Below are 25,210 nucleotides of genomic sequence, written 5' to 3' on the forward strand. Positions count from 1 at the left end.
ATGGGTCCAGCCTCTCGTTGATAGCGGACAGAAGTGTTCCGCATTCTGTGTAACGATCGGCGTGTGACCGTCGAGGCGACGACCGAGCGGGTGTTGCGGTTGCTGGCGCTGCTTCAGCGGCGGCCATCGTGGACGGCCGCGGACCTCGCCGCCGACCTCGGTGTCACCGACCGTTGCGTGCGCCGTGACGTGCAGCGACTGCGTGCGCTCGGCTATCCCGTGCACGCGGCGCCGGGGGTCGGTGGTGGCTACCAGCTCGGTGCGGGCACCCGCCTGCCGCCCCTGCTCCTCGACGACGAGGAGGCGATCGCGACGGCGGTCTCGCTGCGCCTCGCTTCGGGCGGCACGATCGCCGGCGCGGGCGAGGCGGCCCTGCGGGCCCTCACGAAGCTCGACCAGGTCATGCCGGCCCGGTTGCGCGCCGAGGTACGGGCGGTGCACGGCTCCACGGAGACGCTCATGGGTCCGGTGGCCGAGATCGACGCGGAGGTGCTGGTGACGCTGGCCCGGGCCTGCCGCGACGCGGTGCGGGTGCGATTCACCTACGAGGCACGCAACGGTGGGCAGCACGAGCGGACGGTCGAGCCGGTCCGGATGGTCACGACAGGTCGTCGCTGGTACCTGATGGCCTGGGACGTGGACCGCGATGACTGGCGGACGTTCCGCCTGGACCGGATGGCTGCCGCGTTCGCGACGACCTGGCGTTTCCGGGCGCGCGAGCACCCGGACCCGGTCGCCTTCGTGCAGCGGGCCGTGACCGAGGCGTCTTACCGGTATCTCGCCCGAGCACGTGTGCGCGCGACTGTCGACCAGGTGCGGGAGGTGGTGCCGCCCCAGGTGGGGCGGGTCGAGGAAGACCGCGACGGATGGTGCGTGCTGGTCGTCGGCGGGGAGCGCCTGGACTGGCTCGCCGCGCACCTCGCCCGTCTGAGTTACGAGGTCGAGGTGGTGGAGCCTCCTGAGTTGCGCGAGGCCGCGGCCCTGCTCGCCCGTCGGCTCACGGTGATGGCCGGGCCTGCGGCGCAGGACAGCGTGTAGTGACGCAGCGACACCGCGCCGCCGTCGGGTGCGGTCCACGGTGCGGTGCTGCTCCCGGTGCACCGCCATCCGGTGCGCTCGTAGAGCGCTGCCGCCGCCGCGTTGTCCGACGTCACCTCCAGCACCAGGTCGGTCCCACGCGCGTTCGCCCACCGGCGAACCCGGTCCAGCAGCGCACTCCCCAGCGCCGACCCTCTGGCGCTCGGCGCTACGAACAGACGTGCCACCTCGGCCGTCGGCCGGGCCGTTGGCGCGCCCGCCGGTCCGGGCACCACCCGCTGCACCGCGACGTGCCCGACAATCACCGTGTCGGCGACGGCGACCCAGGCGTGGTCCGGGCGCGGCTCACCCAGCCAGCGGCGCGGGTCGGCGGGCCAGTTCAGGGGATACCTGTCGACCCGGTGGACCTCGGCGAGCGCCGCCACGCACCCGTCGAGGTCGGCGGCACGCCGTCGGCGGATGCGTGGTGCGGTCACAGGTGTGGTCACAGGTCGTCGAACGGGCGCGCGTAGCGGAACTCACCCCGGATCGAGTCGCGCCACGCCGCCATCGGGCGGGCCATGAAGTACTGCGGCCCCCAGGGCTGCGGCGGGGTGACGCCCAGGTCGACGGCGGGCCCGAACCCGAAGCGCGGGTAGTAGTCGGGATGCCCGAGGAGCACCACGAGCGGCTCGTCCCGCGCGTCGGCCGCGCCGAGCACCGCGTGCATCAGCGCGCTCCCGACGCCGCGCCGCTGCCAGTCGGGCAGCACGCCGAGCGGCCCGAGGCCCAACCCCACCGGCTCGCCACCCACCTGGCCGCGGGTGGCCACCACGTGACCCACCACCTGGCCGTCCGAATCAACAGCCACCAGGGAGTACGCGGGCAGCCAGCCGTCGTCGGCACGAAGCGCGTCGACCAGTGTCGCCTCCACCGGAACGCCGTCGCCGTCGTCTTTGGCGAACGCGGCGGCGTGTACCGCCCGGATGGCGTCGACGTCGGCGGGTGTCTCGCGTCTGATCAGCATCGCGCCACGATACGGGTGGTCCCGCCGACGTCTCCACGTGTTTACCCTCGTGTGCCGAACGCCGCGCACCGACGCCGCGGTTTCCATGCCGCACCCGACAGCGGTGACAGTGGGCTGCAAGGTCGCAGTCCGGCAGGCATGACGCTCGTCAGGGACACGGCCCCGGGATGCTCAGGGCAGGCGCCCGCCCGGCTCAGCCCACGGCGGTGGCCGAGGGTGGGGCGCTGCCGCCCTGCGGTGCCTCCGGCGTCATCAGTCGCACGATCTCCGCCTGGTCGGCTGCCGACGGCAGACCCCAGTGCCGCTGGTAGCCGTACACCTCGTGCAGGGGGGTGGAGCCGGTGCGGCCGTCCAGGATCTCCACGGCGTCCGTGTCGATCAGGCCGGGGTGTTCGACGCCGCAGGCCTCGGCGACCCTGGTCAGGTCGCGGCGCAACGTTCGCAGGTAGTTGGCCGCCCGCACCGACTTCAGCGCCGGGTCCAGGCCCCGGGCCAGCCACGCGTTCTGGGTGGCGACGCCGGTGGGACAGGTGTCGGTGTGGCACTTCTGCGCCTGGATGCAGCCGATGGAGAGCATCGCCTCCCGGCCGACGTTGACCATGTCGCAGCCGAGCGCGAAGGCGACGATGGCGTTGTCCGGCAGGCCGAGCTTGCCGCCGCCGACGAAGACCACCTGTTCGTGCAGGTCGTGCTCGGCGAAGATCTTGTACACCCGGGTGAAGCCCTGCTGGAACGGGAGTGACACCGAGTCGGTGAAGATCAGTGGCGCGGCGCCGGTGCCGCCCTCGCCGCCGTCGATCGTCACGAAGTCCACGCCGCGGCCGGTGTCGCGCATCAGCGTGGCCAACTCCTCCCAGAAGCCAAGGTCGCCGACCGCCGACTTGATACCGACCGGCAGGCCCGTCTCGGCTGCCAACAGCTCGACCCAGTCGAGGAGGCTGTCGCAGTCGGAGAACTCGGCGTGCCGGGACGGGCTCACGCAGTCCCGCCCGGCCGGGATGCCGCGGGTGGCGGCGATCTCGGCGGAGACCTTGGCGCCGGGCAGCAGCCCGCCGAGGCTCGGCTTCGCGCCCTGGCTCAGCTTGATCTCCAAGGCCTTCACCGGTGCGCCGGCAACCAGGTCCCTGAGGCGGTCGAGACTGAACCGGCCCTGCTCGTCGCGGCAGCCGAAGTACGCCGTGCCGAGTTGGAAGACCAGGTCACCGCCGTTGCGGTGGTACGGCGACAGCCCGCCCTCGCCGGTGTTCTGGAAGCAGCCGGCGAGCGCCGCCCCCTTGTTCAGCGCGGCGATGGCGTTGCCGGAGAGCGAGCCGAAGCTCATCCCGGAGATGTTGACCACCGACTCCGGGCGGAACGCGTGGGCCCGGCCCCGGGCGGCGCCGAGCACCTTCGCGCAGGGTAGCCGTACGTCGTGCCCGGCGGTCGGTGTGGACGGCGGAACGGCCCGGCCGAACGTGCGGTGCTTGATGATCGGATAGCCGGGGGTGTACTCGATGTCGTTGTCGGTGCCGAAGCCGAAGTAGTTGTTCTGCTGCTTCGCCGACGCGTACACCCAGCGGCGCTGGTCGCGGGTGAACGGCCGCTCCTCGTTGTTGCCGGCCACGATGTACTGCCGAAGCTCCGGCCCGATCGCCTCCAACAGGTAGCGGGCGCGTCCGAGCACCGGGAAGTTGCGCAGCAACGCGTGGTCGCGCTGGATCAGATCCCGCGCGGCGAGGGCCGCGACGGCGGCGGCAGCAGCGGGTACGGCTCGACGGGCCCATGTCATGTCCGGCACTTTCTCCGTCCGCACGTCGGCTCAAACCGTCCGGCGGCGCGTTGGCGCTGGTGGCCGGGCCGGCGGCGGCGCGGGTCGGACCCGCACCGCCGCCTCGGGCTCAACGGTGCCGGTACGACTGGCGGACCGAGCCGCCGACGATCGTGCACCATGTGCTCGTGCTGACCTTGCCGTTGCGGGGCAGGCCGTGCAGCGCCTGGAGGTCCTGCACGGCGGCCCGGGTGGCGTGGTCGTACGCGCCGGTGACGGTGACCGCGTACCCCTTGGTGGCGAGCATTTCCTGGACGGCCGTGACGGGCGCGCCGGTGGCGTGCTGGTCCAGCTCCGGTGCCAGCGTCTCCCAGGTCGGCGGGGTGAGGGTGGCGTCCACGTCCACCGGGATGCCGTTGCGCGCCTGCCAGTCCTGCACTGCCGCCACTGTCGCGGCGTCGAAGGTGCCGCTGACCGCCACCGCGTAGCCCCGGTGCGCGAGCAGGTGCTGCACGACCCGGACCGAGGGGGAGTTCACGAAGCGCCACAGGTCCGGCCAGCGGCGCGCCGGAACGTCGCCCAGCTTGGTGCCGAGGGCGGCGTGTACCCGCCGGCGCAGGTCCGGGAACTGCCGGTAGAAGGCGGCGCCCGGGCACTCGGTGGTGCGGAAGTCCCAGTGGCCGAAGATGTCGTACGCGTGCAGCCCGTACTGTCGGCAGATCGCGACGCAGAGCTTGACCAGGGCGTCGGTCAGGGCCTTCGGCGGTGTCTCGGTGACGTAGGTGCCCTCGTTCTCGATGCCGATGGCGCGGCCGTTCTCGCCCGGGCAGTGCGCGGAGATCATCTGCCGGTCGCCGGCTTCCAGACGCTCCAGGCTGCCCCGGCGTCCCTCCAGCACGTGGCCGCCCCGGCTCACCGTGAAGTGCTGGCCGGTGTCCGACCAACCGTTGCCGTCCATGTGCAGGTCCTGGCAGTCGTGGGCCAGCTTGACCGCCTGCTCGCGGGAGTAGTCGGTGACGTTCGGGAACGCCATGTGATGCACGATGATCTTGTTGGTGGCGATGGCGCTGACCGACAGCGGGTCCTTCGGGGGGCGCGCGGCCCACTCGTCGCAGCTGATGATCCAGTCCAGGTCGGTGCCGGGGGCGGCCTGCGCCGAGGCGGGGAAGGCGAGTTCGCTCCCGACGACGGCGACAGTGGCGGCGCCGAGACCGGCCCGCAGCAGCGTCCGGCGATCCAGTTCGGAATGGTCGACGTGCATGACATCTCCTCCTGCGGCCGACGGCGGGGGATGAAAAGTAGCTCCAGTGGCCGCACGCACTCCGGAGAATATTGCCAAGGCTCGTCCGCGCGCTAGACCCCGTCCAACCAGGCCGGCGTTTCTCCACGGGCGGGTGGGGGTAGGTCGGGACCGACTGTCCCGGCTGCCCCGTAGAGGAATGACCACATGAGTGACAACGTCAGCGACGCGGTGGGTGACGCCCTGCGCTCGGTGATGCTCTTCCTGCCCAAGGCCGTCGCCTTCCTGGCGATCCTGGTGGCCGGATGGCTGATCGCCAAGGCCGCGCTGAAGATCGTGGAGAAGGTCCTGGAGCGGGTGGGCTTCGACCGCGCCGTCGAACGCGGCGGCGTCCGCCGCGCGTTGAGTCGCTCCCGGTACGACGCCAGCGACATCGTCGCGAAGCTCGTCTACTACGCCCTGCTGCTGTTCACCCTTCAGCTCGCCTTCGGCATCTGGGGGCCCAACCCGATCTCCGACCTGCTCGGCGCGGTGATCGCGTGGCTGCCCCGCGCCTTCGTCGCGATCGTCATCGTCGTGGTGTCCGCCGCCATCGCCAGCGCGGTGAAGGACATCATCAGCGGCGCGCTCGGCGGCCTGTCGTACGGCCGGGTGCTGGCCACCACCGCCTCGGTGTTCATCCTCGGCCTGGGCGTCATCGCCGCGCTGAACCAGATCGGTGTGGCCACCGCGGTCACCACTCCCGTGCTGATCGCCGTGCTGGCCACGATCGGCGGCATCCTCGTCGTCGGGGTCGGCGGTGGTCTCATCCGTCCTATGCAGAGCCGGTGGGAGGGGTGGCTGACCCGTGCCGAGCAGGAGTCGCAGCTGATCGCCGAGCACGCCCGCGCCTACCGGGCCGGTCGTCGCGACGCCGAGGCCGAACTGGCCCGCGCGGCGGCGGCCTCCGCCACGCCGGACGCCGCGCCGGCGCGGCCGTCCTTCGTCAGCAACGACGCGGAGGCCACGCAGGTGGTGACCCGACCGTCCGACCCGGAGGCCACGCAGACGGTGACGCGACCGTCCGACCCGGAGGCCACCCAGGTGGTCACCCGACCGGCCGACGCGGACGCGACCCAGGTCGTGAGTGGTGGTGACGCCGACACGACCCAGGTGGTGAGTGCCGGCGGCGCGGTGCCCGGCCCGCGTACCAGCGACGACAGCGAGACGACGACAGTCCTTCCGCCGGTCGACCCGAACCGGCGCTGACACGCACGTCACCGGCGGGGTGGGATCCTTCGGGATCCCACCCCGCCGCACGTCGTCCGGCACGCCGAAAGCGCTGGCGAGCAGGACGGGGCGCGGCTAGCATCCGGGCATGACCTGGCGACATTGATCCCGCCGCGTAGGCCGATCCCGTGGGCCACCGCGGGCACCGCACATCCGGTGTCCGTCTCCACTCCCACGGGAAGGCCCCATGATTCACATCGCCTCGCGCGTGCCCGAGCCAGCGGTCCGCCGGCTGACGGCCACCCTCTACGGGTACGCGTTCCTCAGCGACCTTGTCCTGCTCTACCCGCTGTACGTGGTGTTCTTCGCCGACACCGGGCTGTCCGTCGGGCAGATCTCGTCGCTCTTCGTCATCTGGTCGGCCGCCGGCATCCTGTTCGAGGTGCCGTCCGGCGCGTGGGCCGACGTGGTGTCCCGCCGACTGCTGTTGTGCCTCGCCCCGCTGGTGAGCGCCGCCGGGTTCGCGCTCTGGGTGCTGGTGCCGTCGTACCCGGCGTTCGCTCTCGGGTTCCTGCTCTGGGGAGCGGGAGGAGCGCTCGTCTCCGGCGCGCTGGAGGCGCTGGTCTGGACCGAGCTGGACCGGCTCGGCGCTGTCGACAGGTACGCCCGGGTGCTCGGACGCTCCCGGACAGCCGGCGTGCTGGGAGTGGTGCTCTCCGGGGTGCTCGCCGGCCCGGTGCTTGCCGTCGGCGGCTACCCGGTGGTGGGTGCCGCCAGCGTGCTCGCCTGTCTGCTCGCGGCGGCGATCGCCGCCCGGTTCCCGGAGCACCGCCCAGCACCCGTCGCGAACGAGGCTGCCGGGCCGGACGATGCCGCCGACCGGGACGACGACGATGACGACCTGGGGTGGTGGGAGACGTTGCGGGCCGGGGTGGCCCAGGTCCGCAGCCGCCCGCCGGTCCGGGCCGCAGTGCTGCTGGTGGCCGTGGTGGCCGCCGACTGGGGTGCCCTGGACGAGTACACCCCGCTGCTCGCCCTGGAGACCGGGGTCGGGGCGCAGGCCGTGCCGTTGCTGCTCCTGCTGCTCTGGGTTGGGGTGACGGTCGGCGGACTGCTCGCCCCGGCGGGGGAGCGGCTGGGCAGCCGAGGCTACGCCGCGCTGCTGGGGCTGGTCGGCGTCGCGCTGGCCGGAGGTGCCCTGCTCCGGCACCCAGCGGGGTTCGTGCTGCTCGCGGTGGCCTTCGGCGCCGCGCAGTTGGCCACCGTGCTGGCCGACGCGCGGCTCCAGGCCCGGATCACCGGCACCAGCCGCGCGACAGTGACCTCCCTGGCCGGGATGGCCACCGACGTGTTGATCATCGCGACGTACGCCGGCTACGGCCTCCTCGCCACGGCGGCCGGTAACGCGGTGGCGTTCGCGCTGGCCGCCGGGGCGTACCTCGTGGTGGCGCTGGTGCTGGTGACCCGCCGCCGGGCGGCACGGTCAGCCGGCCATGTGGAGGAACGACCACTGGTGGCCGTCGAGGTCCCGGAAGCCGCGCATGTACATCGGCCCGTTGGCCATCCCCGGCCCGAGTGACTCCCCGCCGGCGACCGCCGCCCGGTCGACCAGTTCGTCGACCTGCCCTCGGCTTGACGCGGACAGCCCGACGATGACCTCCCGGCTGGTCGCCGTGTCCGTCGTGGCGACCCCGGTGTACGCCTCGAAGCCCGAACGGAGGTGCAGCACCAACCGGGTGGTGTCGGAGATCGTGAGCACCGTGCTGTCGCCGTCCGGCTCGGCCTGGTCGCTGGTGAAGCCGATAGCCCGGTAGAACTCGATGGCGGCGGTCAGGTCGCGCACCGGCAGGTTGATGAAGGTCATGCTCATCGGTGGTCTCCGTCCGTCTCGAGCAACACCTTCAACGCGGCGAGCCGGTCCCGCCAGTAGGCCTTCAGCTCTGCGGCCTGCCCGGCTCCGGTCAGCTTCTCGTGCAGGACGTTGACCCGGGCCTTCGACTCGCCGACGGCGTCGATGCCGACGACGATCCTGGTGGGGCCGCCGGCCCAGTCGGCCCGGAAACTGCGCGGCGCGGTGGCGGTACGGACACGTACCTCGACGTCGGGCAGCCAGCGGGCGCGTGCGGTCTCGTCGGCGAACGCCTCGAACAGTCGCACCGCCGGCACGGCCACCGTCCGGCTCGCGCCGGCCTCGAAGCCACCGCCGCGTCGTTGACCCGGTGCGCGCAGCCCGCGTGCCTGCTCGTACCCGACGGTGATGGTCTGTGCCCACCAGCCCGGCACCTCGTGTTCGGTGACCAGGTGACGGGCGATCCGGGTGTGCGTCCACTCGGTGGCGGACGCGGCGTCGAGGAGGGTGAACCACTCGTCCCAGCCGCGGCCGGTCCGGGCGCGGATCAGGTCGTCGGCGATCCGCTCGGTCTGCGCGGCGGCAGCCGTGGCGTTCGGCTCGGTAGGTGCTGGAGGGGATGCGGCGGTGGAGGCCGGCTCGGCGGCCCGATTGATCAGGTGCCGGCGGGCGCTGGTGTAGCTCTCGCCGGTCTTCTCCATCCGGGCCCGGACGCGGGCCTTGAACGATCGCTGGGTGGTCATCACATGCTCCCGGTCAACGGCACGGTCACCGGGACTCACGCTCCCGCCGACCCCGCCGGAGTGGGGCATGTGGCACCACGTCCCGAGGGCTCCAGGCCCCCTTTGCCTCCGCGTTGCCGGCGGCGTGAGCGCCGGGAGGGAGGTGCGGCGCAGGACTGCGCCGACGTCATCCTACGCCCGAACAGCCGTCAGGGCTGGTCACCGTCGAGGTAGACCCAGCGGCCGTCCTCGCGCACGAACCGGCTGTGCTCGGTCATCGTGCCGGGCTGCCCGGCGTTGCGGTAGTGCGCGTGGAAGGTCACGGTGCCGGCGGTGTCGAGAAGGCCGCCCCGCTCGGTGCCGACGATCTCCAGTCGGGTCCACCGCTGCCCCGGGTCCAGCTCGAGGGAGTCGGGCCGGGTTGACGAGTGCCAGCTGCGCAGCAGGTAACCGGTGTCGCCGAGGGCGAAGGCGCTGAACCGGGAGCGCATCAACGCCTCGGCCGTCGACGCTGGCTTGTCGCCGCCGTGCGCCGGAGCGCAGCAGTCCGCGTACGCCTGCCCGGAGCCGCACGGGCAGGCCCGTCCCGTCGTCGTGTTCGCCCGCCGGCGTGCCTTACCCACCTCGACATCCTGCCGTACCGTCCGCACCGCCCGACGGTGACCCGGGCCGGTTGACGACCGTCCCTAGACTCGCGGCATGACGCGATCGCCCGCCGTGCCGCTCGCCCCGAACGTCTGGCGCATCCCCACCGTGGGCAGCTCAGCCGTCAACTCGTACGCGTTCGTCGACGACGACGGCAGCGTCACGCTCGTCGACTGCGGGTTGGCCAAGGCGCCGGCCCGGATCGTGCGCGGGCTGGCGGCGATCGGCAAGGTGCCCGCCGACGTCACTCGGATCGTGCTCACCCACGCACACCCCGACCACGCGGGTGGCGCGGCGGAGATGTCGCGGCGTACGGGTGCCCCGGTGGCGGCGCACGTCGGCGACGTTCCGTACGCCGAGGAGGGCCGCGCGCCGGTCAGCGACCCGACGGTGACCGGCGGTCGGCTCTTCGCCCGGCTCAACAGCGGCCGGTTTCCGGCGGTGCGGGTGGCGCAGCCACTGGCCGACGGCGACGTGCTCGACGTCGGCGGTGGCCTGCGGGTGGTGCACACCCCCGGGCACTCGCCGGGTCACGTGTCGTTGCTGCACGAACCGACCCGACTGCTGGTCACCGGGGACGCGCTGTTCAACATTCTCGGCGTCCGCTACTCGCCGAAGGTGCTGTGCAGCAACTTCCAGATGACCCAGCAGACCGCCCACGTGTTCGGCGAGTTGGAGTACGACCTCGCCGCCTTCACCCACGGCCCGGAGTTGACCGACAACCCCCGAGAGAAGATCCGCGCCTTCCTCTCGACGCACCGCTGAACGAGCGGCCTCACAGCCAGCCGGAGCGACGGAACAGGCGGTACAGGGCCAGGGCGGCGGCCGCCATCAGAGCGAGGGCGCCGGCGTACCCGTAGCGCCAGGCCAACTCGGGCATGTGGTCGAAGTTCATGCCGTAGATGCCGGCGATGCCGGTCTGGGTGGCCGCGATGGCCGCCCACGCCGCGATCTTGCGCATGTCGTTGTTCTGCTCCACGGCGAGCTGCGCCAGCCGTGACTGCACGATCGAGGTGAGCAGGTCGTCGTAGGCGGCAACCCGATCCACCGCCCGGCCCAACCGACCGTCCACGTCGACGAACCAGCGGTGCAGGGCGCGGGGCGCGCCGTCGGGGTCGAGCAGCGTACGCAGGGGCGCCTGCAACGGCAGGACCGCCCGCTTGAACTCGACCACCTCCCGTTTGAGCTGGTAGATGTGCTGGATGTCGGCGCTACGGTCGCGGGCGAACACCGCCTCCTCGACCCGTTCCAGGTCCCGCTCGACATGCCCGGCCACCTCCAGGTAGGAGTCGACCATTCGGGCGCAGACCGCGTACGCCACCGCCCACGGGCCGGCGGCCAGCAGGGCGGGGCGACTCTCGATGCCGGCGCGGACGCTGCGGAGCGCCCCGGCGGCGCCGTGCCGCACGGTGATGGCGAACCGGTCCCCGAGCAGCACCATCACGTCTCCGGTGTCGATCACCTCGGAGGTGTCGGTCAGCTCGTCGTGTTCCACGTACCCGGCGGTGCGCAGCACCAGCAGCGTGACCGGCCCGTGGCGCTGCACAGTGGGTCGGTGCCCGTCGGCGAGGGCCTGTTCGACGGTCAGCTCGTCCAGGCCGAAGGTGCGGCCGACCGCGGCGAGGACTGCCACACCCGGTTCGTGCAACCCCAACCAGACGAAGGAGTCACGGCTGTGCTGGACGCGGGCGTACGCGTCGGCGTAGTGCGGTCGGCCGGGCTGGCGTCGACCGTTGACGTAGACGGCGCAGTCGACCACCGCGTCCGGGTTGGACCGGCGAGGGCTCGGGACGTCGCTCTCGACCCGGCCGAGCAGTCGACGGGCCAGGGCGCGTACGCCTCGACCGGCCCGGTCCCGTGTCGTTCGCTGATCCACCGTGTGTCCCCCCGTCGCCGGCGCACCGCCTCGATCAGGGATGGTGCCACCGCATTGTGCCGAGCACGGTCCGGCGTACGACAGCGGGGCGCGGCTCAGGAGGTGCGGGTGGCGAAGACGACGACGTTGTCGACGTAGTTGCCGGTCGCGGCGTCGAACCGACCGCCGCAGGTGATCAGGCGCAGCGCGGCGGCGTCCGCCGGGCCGTAGACGAGCGTGGTCGGGAAGTGCTCCTTGGGGTACGCCCGCACGTCGTCCACTGTGAACGTGGCGACCTGCGTGTCGGCGCGGGTGACCTGGATCTGCTCCCCGGCGCGCAGCCGCCCGAGGTCGAAGAAGACCGCCGGGCCGGCCGGTGAGTCGACGTGTCCGACCAGGACGGCGTTGCCCGTCTCACCGGGGCTCACCCCGTGCCGGTACCAGCCGGCGAGGGTGGGCCGGTCCAGTGGCGGCACCTCCAGCACCCCGGCCGCGTCGGCCCCGACGGGGACGACCTCCGCGCGTACGCCGATGGCGCTGATCTGCACCAGGACCGGCGCGGCGCGCGGGAGTGGCACCAGGTCCGGTGCCGGCTCGGTGCGTCGTGGCGCGTCGGCGGGCGGGTGTGGTGGTGTCGCCGGGTCGGCGGTGAGGCCGACCGTGATCAGCCCCAGCCCGCTCACGGCGAGCAGGGCGACCGCCGCCGGTAGGGTCCGCCGCCACCACACGTGGGCACCTCCGTTGGGATCGTCGGGGTGCCCGCGCCGGTGTCGCCGGCGCGGGCACCCGTCCTCAGGGATGGAACAGCCGCCGATCAGGCGACGGTGGACACCGGGCGACGCCGGCGGACCAGGATCACCGCGCCGGCCAGGGCGGTGCCGAGCAGCGTGCCTCCGGCGGCCAGAGCGCCGTTGTCGCGGCTGTCGCCGCCGGAGCCGGCGGGAGCGCCGCCGATCGGGGTGACGGTGAACGTCGCGCTGCCTGCCGAACTGCCGTCGCCGCAGGTCGCGGCCACCGTGTACGTGCCCAGGGTGAACCCGGCGGTGAAGAGTTCGGCGCTCAGCCCACCGCCGGCGGCGGCCGTCGTGGACCTGACGTTCTGGTCGCGGTTGGGGCCGGTGACCCGGAACAGGGCGTCACCCGACTTCGGGTTGCAGGTCGTCGCGGTGAGCACGACGGTCCCTCCGACCGGGGTGGTGGCCGGTGACACCGTGGTGTCGGCCAGTGCGGCGCCTGGCAGCAGGAGTGTGCCGAGGCCCACGCCGAGCGCCGCCGAGCAGAGTGCTGTTGAGACCTTCATACGCGTCTTCCCTCACTTTTCGTCCGCTGACTGCGTGGGACGTCGTTCGGGTGGCCAACTCCGTGACTAGCACCGGTGTGCCCAACACTAGGTGGGTTGGGCCCACGATCAGGTGAAAATGAGAATTCCTCGTTGCCGTCACGTGTCCACCCGAAGGCGGGGAGAGCTGCGGGCTGTCGTGGCTGGGTCGATGGCGAGGTATCTACAGAAATACGCCGGCTGGGCGTCCGGTCAGCCGGCCGGGGTCGGCTCGGGCATCGGCTCGCCGGTTTCGAGGAGCGTCTTGAGGCTGGCCAGCAGCTCCGGCCAGCCTCCACTGCCGTCGAGTTGGCCGCTGATCGCCCGGTGCATCTCGCTGTCGGGGGAGAAGTCGTCGTGGATCACGGTCAGCCGGACGGCCGCCGGGCCGTGCGGCTCGATCTCGAACGTCACCGTCGACCGACGCTCGCCGAGTCGGGCGGCCAGCTGCTCGGCGGACCACCCGAAGTGCTCGGCGTGCTCGGGTTGGAAGCCGTGCCAGCTGTAGGAGAGGCGGCGGTACGGCTCCGCGGCCAGCACCCGCTGGCCGAGATCGCGGGGCTCGTCGTCGGGCGCGTCCTGCCACAGCACGGGTGATCCGACCTGCCAGTCCGACACGAGGGCGATCCCACCCCAGTAGCGACGGGTGAACGCCGGTTCGACGAGGGCGGCCCACAGTCGCTGTGGAGTGGTGGTGACATACGTCGTGTAGGCGAAGGTCGGGCTATCCACGGTTTGTCGCTCCAATGCGGTGGTCAGGTCGGCGAGGGCGGAGGCGCGCTCACGGTCGTAGCGGCTGAGCCACCGGTCGGCGATGGCGTTGATCGGGGCGGCGTTGAGGTAGTGCACCTTCTCCCGACCCCGCCGCACGCTCGTGACGAGGTTGGCCGCCTCCAGCACCGAGAGGTGTTTGCTGACGGCCTGCCGGGTCGTCGCCAGCCCGTCGCAGAGCTCCCGCAGGGTCTGGCCGTTGCGCGCGTTGAGCCGGTCGAGAAGCTGACGTCGGCTGGGGTCGGCCAGTGCCCGGAACGCCTCGTCCACCGACCCTCCCCCTAACAGGCAACCGTCTGGTTGCCAATCAAGATAGGCAACCGAATGGTTGCTCGTCAAGCGTCGCACCGCGCCGCCGGCCGGAGCGGCGTGAACGGCCGCGCACCGATGTGGCAGCGTGGGGCGGGTGACCGAATCCGCGCCGTTGGACGTCGACCTCGCGCTGCTCGGCGGCGGCGGCGCGGCGTCCTTGCTGCTCGCCGCGCTGGACCGGCACGGCGTCCACGACCTGCGCATCGCCGTCGTCGATCCGGTCCGCCGGCGTGGTCAGGACCGCACCTGGGCGTTCTGGGGCCACCCGGGCACCGACCTCGACCCGCTGCTCAGCGCGAGCTGGCAACAGGTCGAGGTGGCGACCGCGGCGCGACGCCGCGTCCTGGACCTGACCCCGCTGCGGTACGCCATGCTCCGCTCCGGCCCGGTCTACGACCGGGCTGCCGCGGCCGAGCGCCGGCTCGACGCCACCCGGATCGTCGCGCCCGCCGACACGGTGACCGACGACGGCACGCGGGTGCGGGTGCGCACCGGCGACGGGCAGACCGTGCGGGCCGGATGGGTGCTCGACTCGCGGCCCCGCCCACCGGCGCGCGCCGGGCGGACCACCTGGTTGCAGCACTTCCGCGGCTGGTGGCTGGAGGCCGACCGTCCCGTCTTCGACCCGGCGCGGGCGGTGCTGATGGACTTCCGCACCCCGCAGCCGCCCCGGGGCGTCTCCTTCGGTTACGTGCTGCCGGTGAGCGACCGCTTCGCCCTGGTCGAGTACACCGAGTTCTCACCCGACCTGCTCACCGACGCCGGGTACGACGCGGCGCTGGTCGGCTACCGGGACCTGCTCGGGCTGGACCCTGCCGGACTGCGGATACGCGAGGTGGAGAACGGCGTGATCCCGATGACCGACGCGCCGTTTCCGGCCCGGCCCTCGCCCCGGGTGGTCCGACTCGGTACGGCCGGCGGCGCGACCCGCCCCTCCACCGGCTTCACCTTTTCCGCCATGTACCGCCAGGCCGACCAGGTGGCGCGCGCCCTCGCGGCGGGGCGACCGCCGGTGCCCCAGGCCGCGTACCCCCGCCGACACCGCTGGATGGACGCGGTGGCGTTGCGGGCGCTCGACCGGGGCGGGGTCGGTGGCCCGGACTTCTTCGACCGGCTCTTCGACCGCAACCCCGCCGAGCGGGTGCTGCGCTTCCTCGACGGGGTGACCACCCCGGCCGAGGAGGTCGCCATCATGAACTCCACCCGGCTGCTCCCGATGATCGCCGCCACCGCCGGCGACGCGGCGCACCGCGTCCGCGATCGGCTGCGGCCCACCCGACCCGCGCCGGCCGTCCCGCCCGCCGTGGTCGGCGCGGAGCCCAGCGGCGGATAGGTCTTCGCCGGGCCCATCGGCGTCGCCTGTGCCGGGGCCTGTCGAGCTGCCCCGCAGGTGGGGCAGGACGTCCAGCCCCGCAGGTGGGGCAGGACGTCCAGCCCTGGAGGTGGGGCAGGACGTCCAGCCCTGGAGGTGGGGCAGGACGTCCCGGCGCGCCCAGGCCCCCGGACAGCGAGGACGACGTCACCGCGCGGTAGGTTGCCGGGCATGGTGGACGCGGCGGCCGGCAGGGGCGTGCAGATCTGGACCGACGGGGCGTGCAGTGGCAACCCCGGGCCGGGCGGTTGGGGCGCCCTGCTGCGCTACGGCGACCACGAGCGGGAGTTGTGCGGCGGCGAGGCCACGCCGACCACCAACAACCGGATGGAGCTGATGGCGGCCATCCAGGCGTTGGAGAGCCTGAACCGGCCGGTCACCGTGGAGCTGCACACCGACAGCACCTACGTGCGCAACGGCATCACCAGTTGGCTGGCGTCGTGGAAGCGCAACGGTTGGCAGACCGCCGCCAAGCAGCCGGTCAAGAACGCCGACCTGTGGCAGCGGCTGGAGGCGGCCTGCGAGCGACACCAGGTCACCTGGCTGTGGGTGAAGGGGCACAACGGTCACCCGGAGAACGAGCGGGCCGACGGGCTGGCCAACAAGGGCATGACCGAGGCGCGGGCCGCGCTCGCCAGCCGCTGACTGTCAGCGGGTCGCGTCCGGGTGCCCGGGCATGCTGGACCCGCCACCGCTGCTGCCGGACGAGCCACCGGTCATGCCCGAGCTGTTGTCCTCGGTCACGATGTCCGGGCGCACGTCGGTGTCGGCCGGCGCCGGCACCTCGGTGTCCGCCTCGACCTGCACCAGCGGCACCTGGCCGGCCTCGTCCTCGCTGTGCTGCGGGTCGCCCGGCAGCTCACCGTCGCGCTTTCGGAAACCCACGCCGTGCCCCCCCGTCGATACCGGTCAGCGTCGGCGCTGGCTACCCGGCGTCGTCCCGGCCGAAACCTTGGGGTGTGGGGGCGTCGTCACGCGGGGGCCGGGCGCGTGGTTCGCGCTGTTCAGCGGCATCGGCGGCGTCGGCCGACGGAGGTTCAGCGTCGCCGTCCGCGCCGGGCGGGGACGCCGGCCCGCGACGGTTGGCGGACCGGGGTGAGCGGCAGCGCCGTCCAGTGCGCCGGCCGGGTGAGCGTCGCCGGCAGGCCGGTCCGCGCGTCACCCCGGGCGGCGTCCAGTTGCGCCTGGTGCAGGAACAGGGTGCGGCGCAGATCCGCCCCGCGCAGGTCGGCCCCGCGCAGGTCCGCCCCGGTGACATCGGCGAGACCCAGGTCGACGTCGCGGAGGTCGGCACCGATCAGCAGTGCCCCGCGCAGGTTGGCCCGGCGCAGGTCGACCCGGCGCAGGTCGACGCCGAGCAGGTGCGCTCCCCGGTGGTCGACGCCGCCGGGGGAGCGGGCCACGTCACTGGCCCGCGACAGCAGAGGGTTGACCCGGGCCCGGTGCGCGGCGACGTCCACCGCGCGCAGCTGCGCCACGTCACCTGCCGTGAGTACGGCGGTCTCGGCACGGGCGTGCTCCAGCTCGTCGCGCAGGTCGGCCGGCGGGTGCAGCGCCACCGCCGCGTCGAGATACCAGAGCAGTTCGTGCAGCGGTCGCAGCACGGCGAACGCCTCCGCCATGGCCGGCAACGTCTCCGGTGCCTCCCGCCAGTCCCGCGCGCCGAAGGTGACCTGCGCGACCTGCTGCCCGGCGCCGAAGCAGTCGAACACCGTGCAGCCGGGAAAGCCGCGTTGCCGCAGCTCGGTGTGGATGCCGCACCTGTGGTCCGTGCCCAGGTTGGGGCAGGGTTGACCGGCCGGCTTGTCGATGGCGAAGTCCGCCGACGCGGAGAAGGCGGGCACCACGCAGCACAGCCCGAAGCAGCGCCCGCAGTCCGCGCGCAACTGCGCCGACTGCGGTGGCGGTGCGGGGCTGTGTGACACGCTGACCTCCTCCTGGCGCGGGCGAGGCCCCCATTGTTCCGCGCACTGAACCGACCCGGACCGTCGGGGGTCACCGTCCGTGGTTGTCCCCGGCCGCCGCGGAACGGGGTTCCGGGGCACGGGAGGCGCCCGGCGGCGGCACCAGCCGATAGACAGCCCGGCCGCCGCCGTCGTGGCCGTACTTCTGGTCGAAGTAGCGTTTCACGACCTCGGCCGGCGTGTGGTCACCGTCGGCCGGCTCTGCCAGCGCGAACACGGCGGGCGCCGCCCCGGGTGCGCGGGGTGGCAACACGGCTCGCACGGTCAGCGGCCCGGTCACCCGGAAGCCACGGCAGTCGACGAAGTGCTGCCCGTCCACCGTCACGTACGGCACGCGGACCTCCACCACGTCCGAGTCGTCGTGGCGCAGGGTGACCGTTACCGACCAGTACCGTTCCAGGTCCAGGGTGGCCTGGTCGTGCTCCCACAGCTCCTCGAACCGGGCGTGCACGAACCCGCCCCACGGGCTGTCCATGTCGACTTCCAGTTGAGGAACGTTGAACGACAACTTCCCGATCGGGAAGAACGAGATCAACGCCCGCCCGTCCCACTGGTAGAGCTGGATCGACGGCGAGGCGTCGTAGAGCCGGACCTGTAGGCGGTGCCGCAGACGGCCGTCGAGGGCGTCGGCGAAGGCGGCGAGGTGACGCAGGTTGGTGCGGATCTGCCGCGGTACGTCCACCCGCTGCCGCTCCAACTCCTCGGAGCGCTGCTGGGCGGCGGTGCAGTCCGGGTCGAGCAGGAGCAACTGCACCTGCGCGCCGTTGGCGAGCGCCGCCCGGATCGCGGTCAGGGTCTCCTCGCGGTGCCGTTGCTCCAGCAGGATGGTCCAGGTGTCGAGGATGCGGACCCGGCGTCCGGAGCGGTGTAGCCGCGTCACGAAGGCCTGCTGGTCGAAGCTCAGGTGCTCCTGCACCCGGGCCTTGCGGGCCTCCTCGAACAGCGGGTCGAAGATGACGTACGAGATGGCCGCGAGCACCACGCTGGCCCCGAGGTTGAGCAACAGGTCGCTGAGGAAACCCGTGCTGCGCCAGGCGGCCAGCAGCATCACCACGGCGATCCCGAGCAGCGCCCCACCGACGCCGAAGGCGCGCCGCTGCCGGCCACCTCGACCAGCCCACCCCGGCATCCGATCCCCTTCCGCCGTCGGCCGGCCCGGCCGCCGCCCACCGATCCGAAACGCGGACGATACGTGCCGGCTTCGCCGGCCGCTGTCCCGTTCGGGGGCGACGGTTTCGTCGCCCGGACCGACTCCACCCCTCATAGGGTGACGGTAACGGGGTGATGCGACCACGGAGGGTAGGCGCGGTGGACGACAGTGAACGCGAGCAGGCGTTGCTCAGCGCGTTGACCACCGAGCACTACGCATTGGAGAGCGCCCGCGCCGGCACTATCGCCGAGGCCACCGGCCGGGCCACGATCTTCCTGTCCGTCCTGTCGGCAGCCCTGATCGGGCTCGGTTTCGTGGCCACCAACGAGACGCTGCTCCAGCCGTACCTCGGCGCGGTGCTCCCGACCCTGCTCGTCGTCGGGTTGCTGACCTTCCTGCGGCTGGTCGAGACCACCGTCGAGAACGCGTTGGACCTGCGGCGGATCCAACGCATCCGCGCCTACTACCACCACCGGTTCGCCAGCGAGCACGACTTCTTCAGCGATGCGGTCACCGACGAGGGCACGATGCGCTCAGCCTGGAAGCTGGTCGGCATCAAGCGTGGGTGGTGGGAGTTCCTGCTCACCACTGCCGCCCTGGTCGGTGCCGTGAACGCGGTGCTGCTCGGCCTCGGGATCGCCCTGCTGGCCGGGCTGGCCGGGCTCGCGCACGTGCTGGCGATCCCGGCCGGGGTGGTGGCGGCGCTCGTCGCGTTCGCCGCCCAGTTCGTCTACATCCTGCGTACGGCGGCGGTCGAACCGCTGTGACCAGAGCCCGCTCGGCGGCGGCCCACCATTCGCGCGCCGGCGGCGTACCGTCGCCGGATGCGGATCACGCGGTTCACCCATGCCTGCGTCCGGGTCGAGCACGACGGCGGGGTGTTGGTGATCGACCCGGGGACGTGGAGCGAGCCACGTGCCCTGGTCGGCGCGGACGCCGTCCTGGTCACCCATGAGCACACCGACCACGTCGACGTGCTGCGCCTCGCCGGTTTGGGCGTCCCCGTGTACGCCCCGGAGGGTGCCCGACTGCCCGACCTCGCTCCGCTACCGGTGACCCGGGTCCGCGCGGGGCAACGCTTCACGGCGGCCGGCATCGAGGTCAGTGCCCACGGCGGCCGGCACGCGGCGATCCACGAGGGACAGCCGGACTGCCCCAACCTGGGCTACCTGGTCGGTGACGGGCTCTACCATCCCGGTGACTCTTTGCACGTGCCGGACGAGCCGGTCCGCACAGTGCTCGTCCCGGCCCAGGGGTCGTGGCTGCGCCTCGACGAGGCGATCCGGTTCGCTGCCGCCGTCGGTGCCGCCGCGGCCTACCCGATCCACGACGCGCAGCTCAACGAGCGTGGCCTGGCCAGCGTCGCTGGCTGGTTCGGCGAGACGATCCCCGGCTACCGCCACCTCGCCCCCGGCGACACCGCCTGAGGGACCACACCGGTGGCGGCGAACGTGTCGACCGCCCTCATATCTGATGTGGTCTATGTCACGGTAGCTTCGGCGCGCGTCGACGCCCCGGTCGGCGCTGCCGAGGAGCGCCCATGTCCACACCGCGGAAGATCGCCACCACCCTCGCCGCCGTCCTTCTGCTGGCTCTGACCACCGCGACCCCCGCCCAGGCCGCCACCCCGCCCACCAAGACCCCGGTCGCCGGGTCGTTGGGCACCTACAACGTCTCCGGCGTCTACGTCGCCGGTGTCTCATCCGGTGGCTACATGGCCACGCAACTGCACGTCGCCTACTCGTCCCGCATCCGTGGCGCGGCCGTGTTCGCCGCCGGGCCGTACTACTGCTCCCAGAACACCGTCGCGCAGGCGCTCTACGGCTGCGGTGACAACGCGTACCCGACGAATCTCACGGCCCTGCAGGCCTACACCCGCACATGGGCGTCGTACGGCTGGGTCGACCCGGTCGGCAACCTGTCCGGCGATCCGGTGTACGTGTTCCACGGCATCAACGACACCACCGTCAAGAAGTCCGTCACCGACGACCTCGCCCGCTACTACCAGCACTTCGGGGCCAGCGTGCAGTACGACAGCGGCTCCGCCGCCGGTCACTCCTGGGTCACCCCGTACGGCACGCTCGGCTGCACGGCGACCGCCTCGCCCTTCCTCAACGACTGCGGCACCGATCCGCAGAACGCGCTGCTGCGCAAACTCCTCGGCGGGGTGAACGCACCGAACACCGGCGCGCTCGGCGGCACGCTCGTCCGGTTCGACCAGAACACCTTCGCCGTCAACGGCTGGGCCAACGGGTTGAGCATGGACGCCAACGGCTACGCCTACGTCCCGTCGGCCTGCGTGGCCGGCCAGTCGTGCCGGCTGCTGGTCGCCCTGCACGGCTGCGCGCAGGGATCCGGCGCGGTGGGCACGGCCTTCGTCGACCGGGCCAACCTCAACCAGTACGCCGACACCAACAACCTGATCGTCCTCTACCCGCAGGCGGGCACCAGCCTCGGCAACCCGAACGGCTGCTGGGACTGGTGGGGCTACCTCGGCGCGACCAACTTCCCGATCAAGGGCGGCGCGCAGGTGGAGACCATCATGAACATGGTCCGCCGCCTCGACGGCTGATCGCCCGGGCTGGCCGGTCGAGGGTGCTGGCCGGTCAGCCCAGGAACAGCTGGACCAGGACGAGTACGGCCAGCAGCGCCGGCCCCCGTGACCCCTGGCGCAGCAGGTCGACAGGGACCATCCCGAACGGGGTGTTGACAGTCGCGCCGCCGTAGTTGATCGGTGGGCGGGTGCCGGCCCGGAACGCGGCGGCCACCACCCCGAGCGCCAGCGTCGGCGCGAGCCACGCCGGCCCCGGGTCGACGGTCGGCACCGTCAGCAACCACCACAGAGCCGCGCCGACCGCCGGCACCACCACGTGGATGCCGCGCAGCAGGTTGTCGCTGCCCCCGAGCGCCCGACGCAGCCCGGGTGAGCGGCTGATCGACCGCAGACCACCGGTCAGCCGGTCGACGGCGAGGTACGCGAACACCACCTGAGCGGCCCCGGCCAATCCGGGCATGGCGAGCGCGGCAGCGTACTGCACCCCGATCAGCGCAGCCCAGATCAGCACCGCGCTCGGATGGCGGCGCAGTCGTCGTACGTCGGCCTGGAGCAGCGCCCACCAGCCCGGGCCGGGCCGGAACCGGCTGCTGCGGACCTTGCCGACCCGACGCCACCGCCGGCTCTCCACCAGCCCGGCGAGCAGACTCGGATCCAGCAGGATCATGGCCGTGGAGGCGGCGTTGGCGAACTGGGCGCCGGTGGTCAGCGTGGCCCGGTCGACGCGGGGCAGCGCGCGTACCGCGAGGACCGTGCCCAGGCCTACGAGCGGCACCGCCACGGCGAACAGCGCGACGGTGGGCGTCGTCGCCGGTCGGGGCAGAGCGTCGCCCAGGCCACCGACGAGCACCACCGCGCCGGTGATCACGGCGGCCGCGACCAGCGGGACCGCACCGACCAGTGTCGGCCACCGTCGACCGGCCCGGCTGCTCTGGGCGACGACGCTGACCGCCAGCGCCGCCGCACCCCACGCCGCGCCGGCCGCGGCCGCCCAGCCCAGGGCGCCCGGATCGCTGACACCGCCAAGCGCGGCGACGGCCACACCGAGGGCCGCGGTGCTGGCCGCCGCGCCGATCAGCAGCAGGACGAAGCGCGGCGCCAGCCAGGCCCGCCGGTCGACCGGCGCGCTGGTCGCCCAGCTCTGCGTGGCCGGGGTGACCAGCAGCGGCCCGAGCGCGCGCAGACCCCGCCAGGCGAGGCCGGCGCCGGCCAGTAGCGCCGCGACCGCCAACCACCAGCGCACGCCCGGCTCGGCCTGCCCCACACTGGGGGAGTCCAGCAGGTCACGGCTGGCGCTGACCGCGAACCACCCGTACATGCCAGTGAACAGGACGATCACGTACGCGTCGCCCAGCACGTCGCCGAGGGAATGATCGTGGTGCCGGCTGCGCGCCCTGCGCAGGTGCGTCCGCAGCTGTCGCGCGGTGGGCACGCCGGTCGGCGCGTCGGCGATCGTGGCCGTCGGGGCGGTCACCGGCCGATCTCGATGCGCTCGTCGACCACCGCGTCGATCAGCTCCGGGTCGTGCGAGGCCAGCAGCACGGCCGTGCCCGCCTCGCGTTCGCGCAGCAGGCGCTCGGTGAGCCACTGCCGCCCACGGACGTCCAGCCGCTGCTCGGGCTCGTCCAGGATCAGCACCCGACGGGGGCGGACGAAACACGAGGCGAGCGCCAGGCGGCGGCGTTGCCCGCTGGACAGCGTCACCGGCAACTGGTCGCGGGCCGCCTCCAGGCCCAGCTCGGCGAGGACCTCCTCGACCGGCTCGGCGTCGCCACCGTGCGCGTACGCGACCAACTCCAGGTGCTCGACCACGGACAGGTCGGGGAAGAAGTCGATGTCGTCCAGGGCGGCGGCCATCAACGCCCGCACCTGCGGGTCGGTCTCGTCGGCCCGTCGGCCCTGCACCAGCACCTCGCCCGCGTCCGGCCGGTCCGCGCCGACCACACAGCGCAACAGTGTCGTCTTGCCGCTGCCGTTCGGGCCCAGCACCACAGCGATCCGACCCGCCGGGAGTGTGAAACTCACGTCGTCGAGCACCACCAGGTTGCCGAAGTTGCGACTGAGTCCCCGTACCGCGAGCGCGTCCACGATCACAGAGTCTCCCAGAGGCGTGCCACCGGCCAAGCCGAGCGACCTACGTCACGCGATCCGCGGCGTCGTCCTCCAGTCGGGCGTCGGCGGCGGCCAGCGCCTGCCCGTCGGCGACCTCCTCGGCGACCGACGCAGCGTCCGCCCAGTGCCGCCGCGCGTCGGCGTGCTCGCCGAGCGCCGCGCAGGCGTCACCCAGGTAGAGCAGGGTGCGCGCCAGCCCCGCCGTGGGCTGCGTCTCCTCGCGCAGCCGCCGGCTCTCGGCCAGCAGGTCGTACGCCACCCGCGCCTGCCCCGGCGTGCTGGTCAGCAGCGTCGCCCCGGCGTTGAGCAGGGCCGTCGCCCGGCTCGTCGGGTCGTTGACCGACTCGTACTCGCGCAGCGCCGCCCGCCACGCCTGCGCGGCGTCCAGGTGCTCGCCGAGACCCGCGTGCACCAGCACCAGGTTGGTCAACGCCGCCGCGTACCCCCGGGCGTCGCCCACCGACCGGAAGGTGTTCGCCGCCCGCACCAGGTGGTGGTGTGCGCTGTCCAACTCACCCCGGGCCAGCTGCGCCGCGCCGAGACCCAGGTCGGTGAGGGCGTGCCCGGCCCGGTCCGCCCCGGAGCGGTGCCTGCGGGACATCTCCAGGTGCTCCACCGCGTCGTCCAACTGCCCCAGATCCAGCAGGGCCAGGCCGAGGTTCATCCGGGCCTGGGCGGTGCCCCCGCGTCCGCGCTCGTTCACCGCGAGGGTGAGCGCGGCCGCCGCCCCGTGCGGATCGTGCCGACGCCGACGCAGCACACCCAGTTCGTTGTGCGCCCACCCGGCGATCTCTGGTTGGTCGTCGGCGGTCGGGGTGGCCAGCACGGTGCGGCAGACCTGCTCCCACTCGTCGAGCCGTTCGGCGTACGCCAGCCACCCGCAGAGCGCCACGGCCAGCCGGAACCACCACCGGCGTACCCGTCGGGGCAGTGTCTCGGCCGCGCCGGACGGCACCCGGACCACCGCCAGCAGCAGCTCCTGGTGCAGGTCGAACCAGCCGTACGGGTCGTCGTCCAGCGGCAGTGACCACTCCCGGTCCGGTGGCGCGCCGAGCACCGCCAGGTTGGCGGCGTGCCGTTCGGCCCGGCGGGCCAGGTGCCGGGTCAACCGGGCCTGCGCGGCGACCCGGGCCCGCACCGGATGGGCGTCGCGCAGGTGCAGTCGGGCGCTGTCGGCGAGCAGCGGGCGGATCTCGTACCGGTCGCCGGGCGCGCCGACCACGAACGCCGCGGCGGCCAACTGGTCGAGCAGCGCGGTCACCCGCTCGGGGTGCCGGCCGGCCAGCGCGGCGATGGTGGGCCGGTCGACCGGGGCGGGGATCAGCGACATCACCCGGTACAACCGTCGCGCCTCGCGGCTCAACGACCGGTACGCGGTGTCCCGTTCGGTGATCAGACGTGCGGCCGGCGACACGGTGAGCCGCTGGTGTGGTGGCGTCTGCACCGCGCGGCGCAGCGCGTCCAGCAGGTCGGCGTGTCGCCAGCCGTGCTGGGCGGTGCGATAACCGAGCGCGCGGACGGTGCGGGGCTGTCGGCCGCACAGGTCGACGATGTCGCGTACCGCCGGGTCGGTGCGCGGATCGGCACGGCGGACCCGGGCGGCGGGCGCGGCCCCGCCCGCGGTGGCGAACAACTCGACCGCCTCGGAGGTGCCCGGCTCGGCGATCCAGTGTGCGACCACGCCCTTGAGCCCCATCAGCGCCGGGCCGCCGGCGAGCAGCAGCCGGCAGGTGCGCGCGGTGGGCGGGAGGAGGGGCCGGACCTGGTCGGGCCGGTCGACGTTGTCCAGCACCAGCAGGATCCGGCGGCCGTCGAGCTGGCCGCGCACCGCGTCGGCGGCGGTGACGAGCGCGTCCGGTCGGCCGGAGGTCGGCGGGGCGGTGCCGAGGATCCGGGCCAGCGCGGTGAGCACCTGTTGGGCCGAGCGGGGTCGGCCGTGGCGGCGCAGGTCGAGGTAGTACTGCCCGTCCGGGAAGTCGTCCCGGCACAGGTTCGCGGCCTGGACGGCGCACGCGGAGGTGCCCACCGCCCGCCGGCCCAGCACCGCCACCGCGTGTTCCCGGGAGAGCAGCTCGACCACCGCCTCGACGTGCTCGCCACGACCGGTGAACTCGGCCGTGTAGGGCAGGTTCGGCGCGCCGGCGGCCGGCGTGGTGAGCACGTCCGTCGGTTCGGGGTCGACGTCCCGGTCGGCCCGGCGGCGACGGACCTCGTACACGACGAAGCCGATGATGCCGCCGACGGCGAGCGCGATGCTCGTCGGCCCGAGCACACTGGCCGCCAACTCGGAGAGCAGGTTGCTGGCGAGGTTGCTGACCACGTTGGCCAGGACGCCGCTGACCACCC

At 73.0% G+C, this 25,210-nt stretch carries 25 protein-coding genes and 1 pseudogene; 9 read left to right on the forward strand and 17 right to left on the reverse strand.

Annotated features, from left to right (window positions below):
- Positions 1-63 precede the first annotated feature (63 nt).
- Positions 64-1,038 carry a helix-turn-helix transcriptional regulator gene (locus O3438_RS03505; RefSeq protein ID WP_269678551.1) on the forward strand — a complete coding sequence of 325 codons (975 nt, stop codon included), beginning with the start codon at positions 64-66 and terminating at the stop codon, positions 1,036-1,038.
- Here O3438_RS03505 and O3438_RS03510 read toward each other — a convergent pair.
- The 4 genes from O3438_RS03510 to O3438_RS03525 form a co-directional block, all read right to left on the reverse strand.
- Complete coding sequence (locus O3438_RS03510; protein ID WP_269678552.1) at positions 933-1,526, reverse strand: GNAT family N-acetyltransferase; 594 nt, start codon at positions 1,524-1,526, stop codon at positions 933-935. The genes O3438_RS03505 and O3438_RS03510 overlap by 106 nt on opposite strands.
- Positions 1,523-2,044 carry a GNAT family N-acetyltransferase gene (locus O3438_RS03515; RefSeq protein ID WP_269678553.1) on the reverse strand — a complete coding sequence of 174 codons (522 nt, stop codon included), beginning with the start codon at positions 2,042-2,044 and terminating at the stop codon, positions 1,523-1,525. The genes O3438_RS03510 and O3438_RS03515 overlap by 4 nt, the downstream gene beginning before the upstream one ends.
- 193 nt (positions 2,045-2,237) lie before the next feature.
- A complete protein-coding gene (locus O3438_RS03520; protein ID WP_269678554.1) occupies positions 2,238-3,812 on the reverse strand; it encodes an FMN-binding glutamate synthase family protein in 1,575 nt (524 codons plus the stop codon).
- Positions 3,813-3,921: 109 nt separating this feature from the next.
- Positions 3,922-5,052: a peptidoglycan recognition protein family protein gene (locus O3438_RS03525; RefSeq protein ID WP_269678555.1), complete on the reverse strand. Its 1,131-nt coding sequence runs from the start codon at positions 5,050-5,052 to the stop codon at positions 3,922-3,924.
- A 186-nt stretch (positions 5,053-5,238) separates the two neighbouring features.
- Here O3438_RS03525 and O3438_RS03530 point away from each other — a divergent pair.
- Together O3438_RS03530 and O3438_RS03535 are read left to right on the forward strand one after the other, a co-directional pair.
- Positions 5,239-5,961: pseudogene (locus O3438_RS03530) on the forward strand (mechanosensitive ion channel family protein); the annotation flags it as partial.
- Between the two features lie 526 nt (positions 5,962-6,487).
- Positions 6,488-7,819: an MFS transporter gene (locus O3438_RS03535; protein WP_269678557.1), complete on the forward strand. Its 1,332-nt coding sequence runs from the start codon at positions 6,488-6,490 to the stop codon at positions 7,817-7,819.
- On the opposite strand, the gene O3438_RS03540 is transcribed toward O3438_RS03535, so the two are convergent.
- The 3 genes from O3438_RS03540 to O3438_RS03550 form a co-directional block, all read right to left on the reverse strand.
- Positions 7,724-8,110, reverse strand: a complete 387-nt coding sequence (locus O3438_RS03540; protein ID WP_269678558.1) for a VOC family protein — start codon at positions 8,108-8,110, stop codon at positions 7,724-7,726. The two genes, O3438_RS03535 and O3438_RS03540, sit on opposite strands and share 96 nt — an antisense overlap.
- Positions 8,107-8,832, reverse strand: coding sequence for a hypothetical protein (locus O3438_RS03545; RefSeq protein ID WP_269678559.1), 726 nt, complete (start codon positions 8,830-8,832; stop codon positions 8,107-8,109). Before O3438_RS03545 ends, O3438_RS03540 begins: the two co-directional genes overlap by 4 nt.
- Positions 8,833-9,020: 188 nt before the next feature.
- Entirely contained in the window at positions 9,021-9,434 is a 414-nt protein-coding gene (locus tag O3438_RS03550) for a YchJ family protein (protein WP_269683554.1), read from the reverse strand.
- 76 nt (positions 9,435-9,510) lie between these two features.
- On the opposite strand from O3438_RS03550, the gene O3438_RS03555 reads away from it, so the two are divergent.
- Positions 9,511-10,221 (forward strand): MBL fold metallo-hydrolase, encoded by a 711-nt coding sequence (locus O3438_RS03555; protein WP_269678560.1) that lies wholly within the window; start codon positions 9,511-9,513, stop codon positions 10,219-10,221.
- Between the two features lie 10 nt (positions 10,222-10,231).
- Here the strand turns inward: O3438_RS03555 and O3438_RS03560 are convergent, their stop codons facing one another.
- The 4 genes from O3438_RS03560 to O3438_RS03575 form a co-directional block, all read right to left on the reverse strand.
- A complete protein-coding gene (locus O3438_RS03560) occupies positions 10,232-11,332 on the reverse strand; it encodes a magnesium and cobalt transport protein CorA (RefSeq protein WP_269678561.1) in 1,101 nt (366 codons plus the stop codon).
- Between the two features lie 95 nt (positions 11,333-11,427).
- Positions 11,428-12,039, reverse strand: a complete 612-nt coding sequence (locus O3438_RS03565; protein WP_269678562.1) for a class F sortase — start codon at positions 12,037-12,039, stop codon at positions 11,428-11,430.
- An 86-nt stretch (positions 12,040-12,125) separates the two neighbouring features.
- Positions 12,126-12,611, reverse strand: a complete 486-nt coding sequence (locus O3438_RS03570; RefSeq protein WP_145782633.1) for a hypothetical protein — start codon at positions 12,609-12,611, stop codon at positions 12,126-12,128.
- Positions 12,612-12,842: 231 nt separating this feature from the next.
- Positions 12,843-13,670 carry an ArsR/SmtB family transcription factor gene (locus O3438_RS03575; protein ID WP_269678563.1) on the reverse strand — a complete coding sequence of 276 codons (828 nt, stop codon included), beginning with the start codon at positions 13,668-13,670 and terminating at the stop codon, positions 12,843-12,845.
- Positions 13,671-13,806: 136 nt separating this feature from the next.
- On the opposite strand from O3438_RS03575, the gene O3438_RS03580 reads away from it, so the two are divergent.
- The gene (locus tag O3438_RS03580) at positions 13,807-15,045 is read left to right on the forward strand and encodes a lycopene cyclase family protein (RefSeq protein ID WP_269678564.1); all 1,239 of its coding nucleotides are present in this window, start codon (positions 13,807-13,809) and stop codon (positions 15,043-15,045) included.
- Between the two features lie 210 nt (positions 15,046-15,255).
- Positions 15,256-15,729: a ribonuclease HI gene (gene rnhA, locus O3438_RS03585; RefSeq protein WP_145782626.1), complete on the forward strand. Its 474-nt coding sequence runs from the start codon at positions 15,256-15,258 to the stop codon at positions 15,727-15,729.
- Positions 15,730-15,732: 3 nt separating this feature from the next.
- On the opposite strand, the gene O3438_RS03590 is transcribed toward rnhA, so the two are convergent.
- The 3 genes from O3438_RS03590 to O3438_RS03600 form a co-directional block, all read right to left on the reverse strand.
- On the reverse strand, positions 15,733-15,969 hold the full coding sequence (locus O3438_RS03590; protein ID WP_088989852.1) for a preprotein translocase YidC: 237 nt from the start codon (positions 15,967-15,969) through the stop codon (positions 15,733-15,735).
- A gap of 152 nt (positions 15,970-16,121) precedes the next feature.
- Positions 16,122-17,009, reverse strand: a complete 888-nt coding sequence (locus O3438_RS03595; protein WP_269678565.1) for a pentapeptide repeat-containing protein — start codon at positions 17,007-17,009, stop codon at positions 16,122-16,124.
- Between the two features lie 70 nt (positions 17,010-17,079).
- Positions 17,080-18,177, reverse strand: coding sequence for a DUF5919 domain-containing protein (locus O3438_RS03600; protein ID WP_269678566.1), 1,098 nt, complete (start codon positions 18,175-18,177; stop codon positions 17,080-17,082).
- A gap of 179 nt (positions 18,178-18,356) precedes the next feature.
- Here O3438_RS03600 and O3438_RS03605 point away from each other — a divergent pair, with 179 nt between their 5' ends.
- The 3 genes from O3438_RS03605 to O3438_RS03615 all read left to right on the forward strand — a co-directional run bounded on the left by O3438_RS03605 (position 18,357) and on the right by O3438_RS03615 (position 20,770).
- Entirely contained in the window at positions 18,357-18,965 is a 609-nt protein-coding gene (locus tag O3438_RS03605; protein WP_269678567.1) for a hypothetical protein, read from the forward strand.
- A gap of 57 nt (positions 18,966-19,022) precedes the next feature.
- Entirely contained in the window at positions 19,023-19,625 is a 603-nt protein-coding gene (locus O3438_RS03610) for an MBL fold metallo-hydrolase (protein WP_145782614.1), read from the forward strand.
- Between the two features lie 113 nt (positions 19,626-19,738).
- Positions 19,739-20,770, forward strand: coding sequence for an extracellular catalytic domain type 2 short-chain-length polyhydroxyalkanoate depolymerase (locus O3438_RS03615; RefSeq protein WP_269678568.1), 1,032 nt, complete (start codon positions 19,739-19,741; stop codon positions 20,768-20,770).
- 34 nt (positions 20,771-20,804) lie between these two features.
- Here O3438_RS03615 and O3438_RS03620 read toward each other — a convergent pair whose 3' ends face one another.
- Genes O3438_RS03620 through O3438_RS03630 form a run of 3 tightly spaced genes read right to left on the reverse strand, consistent with a single transcriptional unit; the run spans position 20,805 to position 25,208 of the window.
- Positions 20,805-22,226: a DUF6297 family protein gene (locus O3438_RS03620; protein ID WP_269678569.1), complete on the reverse strand. Its 1,422-nt coding sequence runs from the start codon at positions 22,224-22,226 to the stop codon at positions 20,805-20,807.
- Positions 22,223-22,846, reverse strand: coding sequence for an ABC transporter ATP-binding protein (locus tag O3438_RS03625; RefSeq protein WP_088989846.1), 624 nt, complete (start codon positions 22,844-22,846; stop codon positions 22,223-22,225). Before O3438_RS03625 ends, O3438_RS03620 begins: the two co-directional genes overlap by 4 nt.
- A 40-nt stretch (positions 22,847-22,886) precedes the next feature.
- Entirely contained in the window at positions 22,887-25,208 is a 2,322-nt protein-coding gene (locus tag O3438_RS03630) for a tetratricopeptide repeat protein (RefSeq protein ID WP_269678570.1), read from the reverse strand.
- Between the last annotated feature and the right edge of the window lie 2 nt (positions 25,209-25,210).

Origin of the sequence: Micromonospora sp. WMMC250 (assembly GCF_027460215.1) — a bacterium.
Taxonomy (GTDB): Bacteria; Actinomycetota; Actinomycetes; order Mycobacteriales; family Micromonosporaceae; genus Micromonospora; species Micromonospora taraxaci.